14 protein-coding genes and 1 pseudogene are annotated in these 13735 nt (G+C 37.5%); 13 read left to right on the top strand and 2 right to left on the bottom strand.

Annotation, left to right across the window (positions count from 1 at the left end; translation table 11 throughout):
• Positions 1-16 precede the first annotated feature (16 nt).
• On the bottom strand, positions 17-346 hold the full coding sequence (locus AB5Z52_RS07775; RefSeq protein ID WP_003129184.1) for a heavy metal-binding domain-containing protein: 330 nt from the start codon (positions 344-346) through the stop codon (positions 17-19).
• Between the two features lie 223 nt (positions 347-569).
• Between AB5Z52_RS07775 and mnmE the strand changes: the two genes are divergently transcribed.
• Together mnmE and mnmG are read left to right on the top strand one after the other, a co-directional pair.
• Entirely contained in the window at positions 570-1967 is a 1398-nt protein-coding gene (gene mnmE, locus AB5Z52_RS07780) for a tRNA uridine-5-carboxymethylaminomethyl(34) synthesis GTPase MnmE (RefSeq protein ID WP_368243690.1), read from the top strand.
• 20 nt (positions 1968-1987) lie between these two features.
• Positions 1988-3889, top strand: coding sequence for a tRNA uridine-5-carboxymethylaminomethyl(34) synthesis enzyme MnmG (mnmG, locus tag AB5Z52_RS07785; RefSeq protein ID WP_005473093.1), 1902 nt, complete (start codon positions 1988-1990; stop codon positions 3887-3889).
• Between the two features lie 14 nt (positions 3890-3903).
• Here the strand turns inward: mnmG and AB5Z52_RS07790 are convergent, their stop codons facing one another.
• A complete protein-coding gene (locus tag AB5Z52_RS07790; protein WP_005473095.1) occupies positions 3904-4356 on the bottom strand; it encodes a DUF2188 domain-containing protein in 453 nt (150 codons plus the stop codon).
• 248 nt (positions 4357-4604) lie between these two features.
• Between AB5Z52_RS07790 and AB5Z52_RS07795 the strand changes: the two are divergent.
• The 11 genes and pseudogenes from AB5Z52_RS07795 (at position 4605) to guaB (ending at position 13620) form a co-directional block, all read left to right on the top strand.
• Positions 4605-5498: pseudogene (locus AB5Z52_RS07795) on the top strand (SDR family oxidoreductase).
• Positions 5499-5526: 28 nt separating this feature from the next.
• Positions 5527-6096 (top strand): alkaline shock response membrane anchor protein AmaP, encoded by a 570-nt coding sequence (amaP, locus tag AB5Z52_RS07800; RefSeq protein ID WP_005473097.1) that lies wholly within the window; start codon positions 5527-5529, stop codon positions 6094-6096.
• Positions 6097-6107: 11 nt separating this feature from the next.
• The gene (locus AB5Z52_RS07805; protein WP_005473099.1) at positions 6108-6293 is read left to right on the top strand and encodes a DUF2273 domain-containing protein; all 186 of its coding nucleotides are present in this window, start codon (positions 6108-6110) and stop codon (positions 6291-6293) included.
• Between the two features lie 19 nt (positions 6294-6312).
• Positions 6313-7041, top strand: coding sequence for an Asp23/Gls24 family envelope stress response protein (locus AB5Z52_RS07810; RefSeq protein ID WP_005473101.1), 729 nt, complete (start codon positions 6313-6315; stop codon positions 7039-7041).
• A gap of 443 nt (positions 7042-7484) precedes the next feature.
• The gene (gene rsmG / locus AB5Z52_RS07815; RefSeq protein ID WP_003129171.1) at positions 7485-8198 is read left to right on the top strand and encodes a 16S rRNA (guanine(527)-N(7))-methyltransferase RsmG; all 714 of its coding nucleotides are present in this window, start codon (positions 7485-7487) and stop codon (positions 8196-8198) included.
• A gap of 11 nt (positions 8199-8209) precedes the next feature.
• Positions 8210-8974 carry a ParA family protein gene (locus AB5Z52_RS07820; protein WP_003129169.1) on the top strand — a complete coding sequence of 255 codons (765 nt, stop codon included), beginning with the start codon at positions 8210-8212 and terminating at the stop codon, positions 8972-8974.
• Positions 8964-9854, top strand: a complete 891-nt coding sequence (locus AB5Z52_RS07825) for a ParB/RepB/Spo0J family partition protein (RefSeq protein WP_003129168.1) — start codon at positions 8964-8966, stop codon at positions 9852-9854. Before AB5Z52_RS07820 ends, AB5Z52_RS07825 begins: the two co-directional genes overlap by 11 nt.
• A gap of 10 nt (positions 9855-9864) precedes the next feature.
• Entirely contained in the window at positions 9865-10053 is a 189-nt protein-coding gene (locus AB5Z52_RS07830; protein ID WP_021148890.1) for a DUF951 domain-containing protein, read from the top strand.
• Positions 10054-10061: 8 nt separating this feature from the next.
• Positions 10062-11162: a redox-regulated ATPase YchF gene (ychF, locus tag AB5Z52_RS07835; protein WP_029487362.1), complete on the top strand. Its 1101-nt coding sequence runs from the start codon at positions 10062-10064 to the stop codon at positions 11160-11162.
• A gap of 73 nt (positions 11163-11235) precedes the next feature.
• Complete coding sequence (locus tag AB5Z52_RS07840; RefSeq protein ID WP_003129165.1) at positions 11236-11928, top strand: DUF1129 domain-containing protein; 693 nt, start codon at positions 11236-11238, stop codon at positions 11926-11928.
• A 207-nt stretch (positions 11929-12135) separates the two neighbouring features.
• A complete protein-coding gene (gene guaB, locus AB5Z52_RS07845; RefSeq protein WP_003129164.1) occupies positions 12136-13620 on the top strand; it encodes an IMP dehydrogenase in 1485 nt (494 codons plus the stop codon).
• Positions 13621-13735: the final 115 nt, after the last annotated feature.

Here is a 13735-nt window from a genome sequence, read left to right on the forward strand (position 1 = left end):
TTATTGTTGAGGGAAATTAGCCGCCGATTGTAGATTGTGTAAACTGTACAACTGTTCCATAAGCAAAAATTTCTAAAAAAGTTTTCCCGTTTTCTACGATCCGATCATGTTCAAAATGGCAGTTGATTACAGCATTAGCACCATAACTGTGCGCTTTTTCTTTCAGACGAAAAGCAACATCAGAGAGAAGCGCATTCAAATCGATTTCAGGATCAAATAAATCTACTTCAATTTTATCTGCGGCAAAGACAATATCGCGAACAATGTATGGCCGATTGACATTTCCGGTAGAAAGAATGATTTCCTTGATGCGAGAAGAAGTATCTATTTTTTTGGACGTATCCATAAAAATCCCTCATTTCTTATTGTTTCCTTTATTTTAAATGTTTTTAGTGTTTGATGCAAAAGATTAAAAGTTTACCAAGTAGACTTGCGACAAAATAAAAAGTATGCTAATCTATTCCCAGAATTTTATATGACAAGCAGTCAAAGTGCTAAGTCTATCCGTTATGAGTTTGACGGGTGGAGTGGGCGCTTTTTTTATGCGAAAAATTAGGAGGAGCTTTAGTATGGTGAGTATTACGCAGGAATTTGATACGATTGCAGCAATATCTACGCCCCCTGGTGAAGGAGCGATCAGTATTGTTCGATTAAGTGGTGAACAAGCAATTTCCATAGCAGATGCTGTCTTTCAATCAGGAAAGAAAAAACTAATAGATGTGAGTAGCCACACGATACATTATGGCCATATTTTTGACCCTGAGAAGTATCAAATGATGGATGAAGTTATGGTATCGATCATGAGAAAACCAAAAACTTTTACTAGAGAAGATATAGTAGAAATCAATTGTCACGGCGGGATTGTTGTCGTTAATCAAATTTTGCAATTAGTTTTGCGTCAAGGAGCACGGTTGGCTGAACCGGGAGAGTTTACAAAGCGTGCTTTTCTTAATGGGCGTGTTGATTTATCTCAAGCTGAAGCAGTGCTGGATTTGATTCGTGCAAAAACTGATAAAGCAATGAATCTCGCTATCAACCAATTAGATGGTAACCTCTCAAGATTGATCCGACAACTACGGCAAGAGATCTTAGAGACATTGGCACAGGTAGAAGTAAATATCGATTATCCAGAATATGATGATGTCGAAGAATTGACAACACGTTTATTATTAGAAAAGGCAAATCAAGTCCAGAAACAGATACAAGCTCTTTTACAGACAGCACAGCAAGGAAAAATTTTACGAGAAGGTCTCAGTACAGCAATTATTGGTCGGCCAAACGTAGGCAAGTCAAGTCTGCTAAATCACTTATTACGGGAAGAGAAAGCAATTGTAACAGATATTGCAGGTACTACTAGAGATGTTATTGAAGAGTATGTAAACGTACGTGGTGTGCCTTTAAAGTTAGTTGATACCGCAGGAATTCGTGAAACAGAAGATATCGTTGAGAAAATTGGTGTTGAACGTAGTCGCAAAGCACTCAGTGAAGCGGATTTGATTTTATTAGTACTAAATCAAAGTGAGTCACTCACGACAGAAGATAAACAATTATTGGATATTACATCTGGAAATAAACGAATCATTTTGCTAAATAAAACAGATTTACCTTCAAGAATCAATCAAGAAGATTTAGTGCCCTATTTGGAGAATGAGCCTGCTCTTCCTATTTCGGTATTAACGAGTGAAGGATTGGATCAACTTGAACAAGCAATAGCTGACTTGTTTTTTGGTGGAAATACAGGAGACAAAGATGCTTCTTATCTCTCAAACACTCGTCATATTGCATTATTGGAAAAAGCAGAACATTCATTAGCAGAAGTGATTCAAGGAATTGAAAGTGGGATGCCTGTTGATCTTGTGCAAATCGACATGACTCGTTGCTGGGATTATTTAGGCGAAATTGTTGGAGATAGTGTTCAAGATGAATTAATTACGCAGTTATTTAGTCAATTTTGTTTAGGAAAATAAAATTACCAAAGGAGAATACGATGCAAGAATATCAAGCAGAAGAATATGAAGTCATAGTAGTTGGTGCAGGTCATGCTGGATCAGAGGCTGCTCTTGCAGCTAGCCGTATGGGGTGTAAAACATTATTGTTAACCATCAATTTAGATATGGTTGCATTTATGCCTTGTAATCCATCAGTAGGAGGTCCTGCTAAAGGTGTAGTTGTTAGAGAGATTGATGCTCTCGGGGGCGAGATGGGGAAGAACATCGACAAAACATACATTCAAATGAGAATGTTGAATACAGGTAAAGGACCGGCTGTGCGTGCATTGCGTGCACAAGCAGATAAACATGCCTATGCTTCTGAAATGAAAAAAACCATTGAAATGGAGCAAAATTTGACATTACGCCAGGGTATTGTAGAGAAATTGATTGTTGAGGATGGTATTTGTAAAGGCGTTGTTACTGCAACTGGAGCTCGTTACCAAGCAAAATCGGTGATCATTACTGCTGGAACTGCGCTACGTGGGGAAATTATTATTGGTGAACTAAAATATTCTTCGGGACCTAATAATTCTCAACCATCCATTGGACTTGCTGATCATTTAAAAGAGTTAGGTTTAGAAATTGCGCGCTTCAAAACTGGTACGCCGCCACGTGTGAAGTCAAGTACCATCAACTATGATGTAACTGAGATCCAACCCGGTGACGAAGCCCCTAATCACTTTAGTTACAGTACACCAGATAGCCAATACAAAACCAATCAAGAACCTTGCTGGTTAACCTATACCAATGAACATACACATCAAATCATTAATGATAATATTCATCGTGCACCAATGTTTACTGGAATCGTTGAAGGGGTTGGAGCAAGGTACTGCCCTTCGATCGAGGACAAAATCGTACGTTTTGCCGATAAATCACGCCACCAATTATTTTTAGAGCCAGAAGGTTTAGATACCGAAGAAGTGTATGTCCAAGGACTTTCAACTTCTCTTCCAGAAGACGTCCAAGTCAATATGCTCCATTCGATTGCCGGGCTTGAAAAAGTTGAGATGATGCGTACGGGTTATGCTATTGAATATGATGTTGTAGTACCACATCAGTTACGACCAACGTTAGAAACAAAAGTCATCGCTAACCTTTTTACAGCAGGACAAACAAATGGAACGAGCGGATATGAAGAAGCAGCGGGTCAAGGATTGATTGCTGGCATAAATGCTGCTCTTAAGATTCAAGGAAAAGAGCCTTTTATTATGAAACGTAGTGATGGATACATCGGAGTAATGATCGATGATCTAGTAACAAAAGGGACTAATGAGCCATACCGTCTATTGACATCGAGAGCAGAATATCGGTTGTTGCTGCGTCACGATAATGCGGATCTTCGTCTAACAGAAGTCGGACACCAAATTGGCTTAGTGGAAGAGCCACAATACCAAGCCTATCTAACAAAAAAAACAGCTGTAGAAGAGGAAATCCAACGTCTAAAAAAAGTACGTATCAAACCAACACCATCTGTTCAAACTTTCCTCAAAGAGAAAGGAACCGCTCCATTAAAAGATGGTGTTCTAGCAAATGAATTTCTACGCCGTCCAGAAGTAAATTATCAAGAACTCTTGCAGTTTATCGAAGCAAACCCTGCATTAAAGCCGAAGGAAATTGAGCAAGTAGAGATTCAGATCAAATATGAAGGATATATCAAAAAAGCCCTTGAAAAAGTAGAAAAACTAAAACGCATGGAAGCAAAACGGATTCCTGAAAACATTGATTATGAAGCAATCAATGGTCTTGCAACTGAAGCAAAACAAAAACTACAAAAAATACAACCAGAAACCATCGCTCAGGCCAGCCGAATTAGTGGCGTAAATCCAGCCGACATAAGTATATTGATGGTCTACATCGAACAAGGAAAGATTGCGAAAATAACAGAACCAGCCTAAAGAGGCTGGTTTTTTTATTCGGAAAAGTCGTAATCTTTTTGGTGACTACCGTCTTTTTTAAATACTTCTACACCAGTTTTTTTATTTTCAGCGATTTCTTTTGCCCGAGCAATGGCATCTTCTTTAATATTAAAATGATCACTAGCTCGTTTAGCGCCTTCAGATAAAACAATCCATTTATCTTCTTCAAATTTTACTTGAACATTGGCTGTCAGAAGTTTTTTTGCATTTTTATTTTTGGTATGCGGATCATCTTTTTGAGGATTTTTTTCCTTACGAAATTCTTTCTTTTCTTCTTCACTGGCATTTTCTAGCCATTTTTCCGCTTGGCTAGTAGCAATAGGAATTGCCCGATCGTCTGTATAGCCATCATTCAACAAAGCATTTGCAATATCAATTGCTTTTTTTCGAACCAACGGATCCAAGTTTTTCATTGAAGCAGGATAATCTTTCATATTCCAAGGCATTTTGTACTCCCCCTTTTTTCTTTTAGTTTACCTACTTTTGCCAAAATATGGAAAAAATTGAATTTCAGTACGGAAAGAGAAATAAATTATTTTACCTTCTATATCCTTATTAAAACCCTTTTTGTGTACGCTTTCTTTGCTCATTTTTTATTGAAATTATTTTTGATTTTAAAATTAAATAAGCGTTATATTTCCAAAAAAAAATTTAATGGTTTAGAATTTTGTTATAGACAAAAGGAGGATGTAAGATGAGTGAACCTATTTTGAATGATCCGCGCGAACTTTATCAAACAGGTAAATTTAAAAAACAGGATCAAGATACTCCTGCTTAGCAAGAAGAAATGATGCCTGAGCCGGATTGTGGAGAAGAAACATATGAAGGAACAAATCAATTAGAAAATCGACGGGTACTGATTACGGGTGGAGATTCAGGAATTGGTCGAGCGGCAGCCATTGCTTTTGCACGAGAAGGGGCCGATATCGCCTTACATTTTTTTCCAGGAGAAGAAAAAGATGCCGAGGAAGTTGCTCACTATATCGAACAAGCTGGACGTAAAGCTATCCTATTACCATATGATCTGAGAGATGAAGCAGCTCCTCAAGAAATCGTTGAAAAAGCAGTAAAAGGGCTAGGCGGTTTGGATACGCTTGTTTTGAACGCTGCGCAACAAATCACACGTCCCTCTATTTCAGAATTACCCTTTGAGCAAGTAAAAGATACGTTCATGGTGAATATATTATCCATGTTTGCTTTAGTTAAAGCTGCAGAACCTCATCTCCCAGCAGGTGGGGCCATTGTGACAACGACTTCTGTTCAAGCTTTTAGTCCAAGTGCTCATTTAATGGATTATGCTGCAACTAAGGCTGCTATTGCTAGTTTCACAGTTAGTTTGGCAAAACAGTTTGCTGAAAAGGGAATTAGAGTAAACGGTGTAGCACCAGGCCCAATTTGGACACCTCTACAGTTGGATCATGGACAACCTCAGGATCAGTTACCTGAATTTGGCCAAAATTCGTTGTTACAACGTGCAGGACAACCAGCCGAGTTAGCACCTGTGTATGTTTTTCTGGCGTCGAACAAAGCAAGCTATGTAACAGCTCAAATTTATGGAGTAACTGGTGGAGAAGCAATCAATCTATAAGAAGTGATCAAATATTAGGAGGTGTCTTATGAATAAAGGATGGAAAACTTTAGCGATTGTAGTTTCATTGATTTTTATTACTGTGTTATTGCCAATATTATTATTGGGCAATCCTTATTTTAGTTTACCGTTTGGCTTAGATCGAAAAGAAAGATTTATTTCCTTCTTTTTCACGAATTATTTCCTACAACAATATCTTTTTTGGGCAGCAGCAGTTCTAATTATCTTTTTCCTTTGTTTCATTCTAGTTATTATCTTCTATCCTAGAACAAAAGCTACTTTTGTTTTGAAAGAGGATAAAGGAACATTGTCGATTGATAAAAAAGCAATTGAAGGTTTAGTACGAACAAAGGTTAGTGAAAAAGAATTTGTTGATGGACCTAAAGTGAATGTTAAAGCAACTAAAAATCGAATCAGCGTAAAAATCAAAGGAAGATTAAAACGTACTTCTGCATTGGTAGGTAAAACAGAGAATTTGATGACTGAGATCCAGCAAGATTTGCAGAGAACGTTAGGATCAAGTGAAAAAGTCAAAGTCGATGTTTCTTATACGAACTACGAAGAACAGAACACTACAGAAAATCCACGTGTAGAATAGGAGGTCTATCAATGAAAGAGCTTGAACAATATAAGATCCCTATTATCTTTGGAGCGATTGGATTAGTGTTAGCTTTACTATTTGTCAGCATTGGCTTTTTCAAAACACTACTGATCATTATGCTCACAGGATTAGGCTTTGCCCTAGGGATGTACGTACAGAGAACGGGAATGTTAGATCAATTTCTAAAACAATAAGAACTCAGGAGGAATTTAAATGAATAACGAAAAAAACGAATTAAAAAATGAAAAACCAGTAAGTGCACATCCAGATCCAGTCGTACCAAACACGGATCATACGACAAAAGAAAACGATATTCCGATGACAGAAGCACCAGACCCAGTTGTACCTCATGCGCAAGAAGCGGTTGAACAGCACCAAGCAACAGTTGGAAACCAACATCATAATCAGACAGAAAAACCTAGTGGATTTCAAGGTCCTACTGGAGAAACATCCGTAAATGGTTCTTTGACCTATGATGATAAAGTTATTCAAAAAATTATTGGTATCGCTCTGGAAGATGTTGATGGTCTGTTAACAGTTGATGGAGGGTTTTTCTCAAATATTGCAGAGAAATTAGTAAATACAGATAATGTAACCTCTGGGATCAATACTGAAGTTGGCAAAAAACAAGTCGCTGTTGATATGGATATTGTGGTAGAGTACGGACGAAATATTCCAGAAGTTGCGGAGAGAGTTAAAGAAGTGATTCATAGAGAAGTAGCCAATATGACTCAACTAGATGTAATTGAAGTCAATATCAATGTGGTCGATATTAAGTCAGAAGCTGAGTATCAAGAAGATAGCGAGACAGTTCAAGATAAAGTCTCCAACGCGGCATCAAAAACAGGAGATTTTGCTTCTCGACAAACAGAAAAAGCTAAAGGTGCAGTAGAACGAACATCTGATCGTATGCAAGAAAATAATGAACCTCGCGTTCATTAATTAATAATAGAAAAAATAAGAGCTATCCTTCATGTTGAAGGGTAGCTCTTATTTTATCGATCAATTTTTTTGAAAAACAGATTCTTTCTATATTATTTAACTAAAAAATTGATAGAACTGATAATACACTTTTACAGCTGCTTACTGACTATTCATACAAGTAACAATTTCATCAGAATACAGATACAATTTTGTAATTGTATTTTTTAAGTCTAGTGAGTTAGTATTTACCGGTCATGGAAAATGATGCATTTTTTTGTCTGAGTACAAGTTCAAATTTTTGCCATAAACTAACCACAAACAATTAAATAAAAACCGTCGAGGAAAAATTAAAATCTCTTTGAAAGCAATGTATTCCTATTGCATCTCAAAACTTTTTGCGTTAAAGTAGGAATTAGTCTGTGAAACATTTTTCTGTTTCACAAAAATAGAAAGGATTCATTATGCTGCCAGAAGAATTTCAAAAACAATTATCTATTCAAGGAATTGAGTTGTCATCTGAACAGCTCAAGCAATTTGCTACTTACTATGATCGGTTGATTGAATGGAATCAAAAAATGAACCTCACTGCAATTACCGATCAAAAAGAAGTATATTTGAAACACTTTTATGATTCGATTTCTTTAGCTTTTGTGACAGCATTCAAAGAAGATGCACATTTATGTGATGTCGGTTCTGGAGCAGGTTTTCCTAGTATTCCATTGAAAATCATCTTCCCACAACTAAAGATAACAATCGTTGATTCACTGAATAAACGGATTACTTTTCTACAAACTTTAGTGGCAGATTTAGGTTTAAAAGATGTTTACTTGTTTCACGATCGAGCAGAAACATTTGGTCAAAAAGAGTTCCGAGAATCCTTTGATTATGTCACTGCTCGAGCAGTAGCTCGTTTAAATATTTTAACGGAACTATGCTTGCCTCTCGTTAAAAAGAACGGGTATTTCTTTGCCTTAAAAGCAGCAAAAAGCGAAGAAGAATTAATAGAAGCAAAATCAGCAATCGCATTACTTGGTGGTAAGTTTATTGAAGAAAAAAAATTGACATTGCCTGTTAGTAATGATGAACGGCATCTTTTGATCATCAAAAAAACGAAAGAAACGCCAAAAAAATACCCGCGCAAACCTGGTTTGCCGGCGAAACAACCAATCAAGTAGGAGGAAGCAGAATGGCACGTATTATTTCGGTGGCAAATCAAAAAGGCGGCGTAGGCAAAACAACAACTACAGTCAACCTGGGTGCTTGTTTGGCTTATGTAGGAAAAAAAGTCTTACTAGTAGATATTGATGCTCAAGGAAACGCCACAAGTGGAGTAGGAATTCGTAAACCAGATGTTGATAAAGATATCTACGATGTATTGGTGAATGAAACACCAATCGTAGAGGCAATATTGCCAAGTAGTCGTGAGAATTTAGATATTGTTCCTGCGACGATTCAATTAGCTGGTGCTGAAATTGAATTAACTTCAATGATGGCTCGGGAATCTCGTTTGAAATCGGCATTGAATGAAATCAAAGATCAATATGACTATATATTTATTGATTGCCCCCCCTCTCTTGGACATTTGACGATCAACGCATTTACAGCCAGCGACTCTATTTTAATACCCGTTCAATGTGAATATTACGCATTGGAAGGACTAAGTCAGTTATTGAATACCGTGCGTCTAGTTCAAAAGCACTTTAATCCTGAATTAGAAATTGAAGGTGTTTTGTTGACAATGTACGATGCACGGACAAATCTAGGTGCTGAAGTAGTAGAAGAAGTTCGTCGTTATTTCCAAGAAAAAGTTTATGAGACAATTATTCCACGTAATGTACGCTTATCAGAAGCCCCAAGTCATGGTCTATCTATTATTGATTATGATCCACGTTCAAAGGGTGCTGAAGTATATCAGACATTAGCAAAGGAAGTGTTGACTCGTGAAAAATAAAGGGAAAGGTTTAGGACGGGGGATCGATGCACTATTTCAAGATCTTCAAGGCTTAGAAGAAGTAGATATCAAAACAGAGGAAGTGGTTGAGCTCCCTTTAAATGAATTAAGACCAAACCCTTACCAGCCACGTAAAACCTTCGATGAAGTCTCACTTCAAGAACTAGCTAATTCAATTCAACACGCAGGTGTTTTTCAGCCGATTATTGTTAGAAAATCTACTGTAAAGGGCTATGAAATCATTGCTGGTGAACGACGTTTTCGTGCATCCAAGTTAGCAAAAAAAGAAACGATACCTGCAATTATCCGTGATTTTGATGAAGAAGCAATGATGCAAGTAGCTGTTCTAGAGAATCTGCAAAGAGAAGATTTAAATCCTTTAGAAGAAGCTGAAGCGTATGAAATGCTGATGAAAAATCTTAAATTAACACAAGCAGAAGTGGCAACACGATTAGGCAAAAGTCGTCCTTATATTGCAAATTATCTTCGTCTATTATCATTGCCAAAGTTGGTAAAAGAGATGGTACAAGATGAACGCTTATCAATGGGACAGGCGCGCACACTGCTAGGGTTAAAAAACAAAGATCTGATTTTAAAATTAGCCAATCGATGTGTGAAAGAAAATCTTACTGTTCGCCAATTAGAACAATTAGTGTCTGAAATGAATGATGCTAAAAATGAGAAGAAGAAAATTCCTCGTTTGATTCGTGAAAAACCCTATTATTTGCGGGAAAGTGAAGAACGACTAATGGACAAGTTTGGGACAAATGTTGAAATCCATGAAAAGGAAGGTAAGGGGAAAATAGAGATTGAGTACCTTTCACAGAAAGATTTAACACGAATCCTTGATTTATTGAACATTCAATTTGATGAAGCTTGAGGTGATAAATATGTATGATCTTGGTGACATTGTTGAAATGAAGAAACCCCATGCATGTAAAGCAAACCGTTGGGAAATTATCCGTATGGGTGCGGACATCAAAATAAAATGTACGAACTGTGGCCATATTGTTATGCTTACTCGCCGTGAGTTCGACAAAAAAATGAAAAAAATCCTAGAAAAAAAAGAGAAAGAGTGAAATAATAAATGGCTTTAACTGCTGGAATCGTTGGACTACCTAATGTAGGTAAATCTACTTTATTTAATGCTATAACGAAAGCTGGAGCGGAAGCAGCAAACTATCCTTTTGCTACGATCGATCCAAATGTAGGGATGGTGGAAGTCCCTGATTGGCGTTTACAACGTTTGACGGAATTAGTACATCCAAAAAAAACTGTACCGACAACATTTGAATTTACGGATATCGCAGGAATCGTTCGCGGAGCTAGTAAAGGAGAAGGACTAGGAAATCAATTTCTAAGTCATATCCGTCAGGTAGATGCTATTTGTCATGTAGTCCGTTGTTTTGATGATGACAATATTACACACGTTGAAGGACGGGTAGATCCACTAGCGGATATCGATACTATTAATTTAGAATTAGTCTTGGCTGATTTAGAATCTATCAATAAACGTTATGCACGTGTTGCTAAAGTTGCGAAAACAAAAGATAAAGATGCTGTAGCTGAATTAGCAGTTTTAGATAAAATTAAACCTGTTTTAGAAGAAGGTCTATCCGCACGTTCTATTGAATTTACTGAAGAAGAACAAAAAATCGTTAGAGGATTGTTTTTGCTGACAACAAAACCTGTTCTATATGTAGCAAACGTTGCAGAAGATGATGTGGCAAATGCAGAAGAGAATCCCTATATTAAAAGTGTGAAAGAATTTGCCGAGAGTGAACATGCGGAAGTGATCGTCATTAGTGCTCGAGCAGAAGAAGAAATCGCTGAATTGGATGATGAAGATAAAGCAGAATTTTTGGAAGCTTTAGGCATTGAAGAATCTGGTTTAGATCAACTGATTCGTGCGGCCTATGATTTATTAGGATTAGCCACTTACTTTACAGCTGGGGAACAAGAGGTTCGTGCATGGACTTTCCGAAAAGGAATCAAAGCGCCTCAAGCTGCAGGAATTATTCATACAGATTTCGAGCGAGGGTTTATCCGTGCAGAAACTGTTTCCTTTGAAGATTTGGATAAGTATGGCAATATGCATGCAGCAAAAGAAGCTGGGCGTGTTCGTTTAGAAGGAAAAGAATACGTCGTTCAAGACGGCGATGTTATGTTATTCCGTTTTAATGTATAAAAGGCTTTCTTCCAAAAAAAAATATGGTAAAATGTCCTTTGTGAAGAAATCACGCAGAAGGGAGAAATGATTTATGGAACCAGAAACTCTGCGCTCGTATGTTTCCGAAAATCGTGAATTAGAAAAACAACTAACAAAACGTAACCAACAATATATTTTTGATTTAAAAAAATCTTTGGAGGCAGCTAATCTTTCTGAAGAAGAAAAAACTGTCGCATTACATGAGATGTTACCGATTCTTGTTCAAGAACAAAAAGGTGGTAAAACCGCTAGACAACTTTTTGGGACAGTCTCTGAACGTACGGAAGCAATCATCACGAAGCCAGTTGAACAAAAAGAATCAGGTCCATTCTTGATGTGGTTAGACAATACGTTGCTTATTTTAGGTATTTTTGGATTAATGCTCGGCGTGATGGGGGTATTTACAAAAGGTCAAGCACAGCCTTACGGATTGTTGACCCTCTTCTTAATGGCCATGTTAGCTGGTTGGGTCTTCTACTTAATGTACAAGTACATGTATCAATATGAACGTCCAGGCGCAGATAAAAGTAAACGTCCGAAAATGTGGAAAATTATTTTGATTTTAGTTGGAGCTTTCTTAGTATGGATCGTGACTATCTCACTTTCTGCTATGCTTCAACCACCACTTAATCCACAGGTCGACCCATTAATCGAAATTGTGATTGGGGCTGTGGCACTAGCAGCTAAATATTACTTGAAGAAGAAATACAATATTATTAGTAGCTTATCTGTTCCTAGAGGATAATAATAAGTTCCCACATGTCATTCATGCGTGTGGGTCTTTTTTATTATGTGTCATACAAGAGGGAGAAAATAGAAATCTTTTGTGATTCTGGCTGTTTTCTCAGATTACACAGGAATAAATAAGAAAGCTTTCCGAATAGTTGACTTATGAAAAAATATTTGCTATTTTTTTAAAAATACATATTAACTTTAAGGAGTGGTTACAAAAATGTCCAACTGGGAAACCAAATTTGTAAAAAAAGGGTTAACGTTTGATGATGTATTATTGATACCTGCAGAAAGTCATGTGTTGCCAAATGATGTGGATATGCATGTGCAGCTTGCAAAAAATATTACGTTAAATATACCGATCATGAGTGCCAGTATGGATACAGTAACTGATAGTAAAATGGCAATATCAATGGCTCGTCAAGGTGGATTAGGGGTCATTCATAAAAATATGAGTATTGCTGCCCAAGCAGATGAAGTGCGGAAAGTAAAACGTTCTGAAAGTGGCGTAATCATTGATCCGTTCTTCTTAACACCTAGTCATCTAGTAGCAGATGCAGAACACCTTATGAGTAAATACCGAATCAGCGGTGTCCCTATTGTTGAAACAATGGAGAATCGTAAACTAGTTGGAATCATCACGAATCGAGATATGCGTTTTGTTACGGATTATTCAATCGCAATTTCTGATGTAATGACCAAAGAAAAATTAGTTACGGCACCGGTTGGTACTTCTTTGAAAGATGCAGAGAAAATCTTGCAAAAACATAAGATCGAAAAATTACCGATCGTTGATGATGAAGGTATTTTAAGTGGATTGATTACGATCAAAGATATTGAAAAAGTCATTGAATTCCCCAACGCGGCTAAAGACACTCATGGCCGTTTATTAGTAGCGGCAGCTGTAGGTGTGACCAGTGATACCTTTGAAAGAGCACAAGCATTGTTAGATGCTGGAGCAGATGCGATCGTAATCGATACTGCTCATGGACATAGTGCAGGCGTACTGCGTAAAATTTCTGAAATCAGAGCACATTTTCCTGAAGCAACATTAATTGCAGGGAATGTCGCAACTGCTGAGGGAACAAAAGCTCTATACGACGCTGGTGTAGATGTCGTTAAAGTTGGTATTGGTCCTGGTTCCATCTGTACGACACGTGTTGTCGCTGGTGTAGGTGTCCCTCAGTTAACGGCTATTTATGATGCTGCCTCAGTGGCTCGACAATATGGAAAAGCCATTATTGCAGATGGTGGTATCAAATATTCTGGTGATATTGTCAAAGCTTTGGCTGCTGGCGGACATGCAGTTATGCTAGGAAGTATGTTGGCAGGAACGGATGAATCTCCAGGGGAATTTGAAATTTATCAAGGTCGACGTTTCAAAACCTATCGGGGAATGGGGTCACTAGGAGCTATGGAAAAAGGTTCAAGTGATCGTTATTTCCAAGGTGGAGTTAATGAAGCAAATAAACTTGTTCCAGAAGGAATTGAAGGCCGAGTGGCTTATAAAGGCAGTGTTGCAGATATTTTATTCCAAATGATCGGCGGTCTAAAATCAGGGATGGGATATGTTGGAGCAGCGAACTTAAAACAACTAAGAGATGAAGCACAGTTTATCCAAATGAGCGGAAATGGTTTGAAAGAATCTCACCCTCACGATGTGCAAATTACTAAAGAAGCACCAAACTATTCTGTGAAGTCTTAGAAATTGTTTCACGTGAAAACATTAAATAAAAAATGGCGGCCAGTAGTCTTAATAAGGCTCTTTGTCAATAAGGACTAATGGGTTGTACAAAATCAAATCTGGGTCAGAATGAACC

This window comes from Enterococcus sp. RTP21361st1_A6_RTP21361_211029 (assembly GCF_040910045.1).
Taxonomy (GTDB): domain Bacteria; phylum Bacillota; class Bacilli; order Lactobacillales; family Enterococcaceae; genus Enterococcus_D; species Enterococcus_D gallinarum.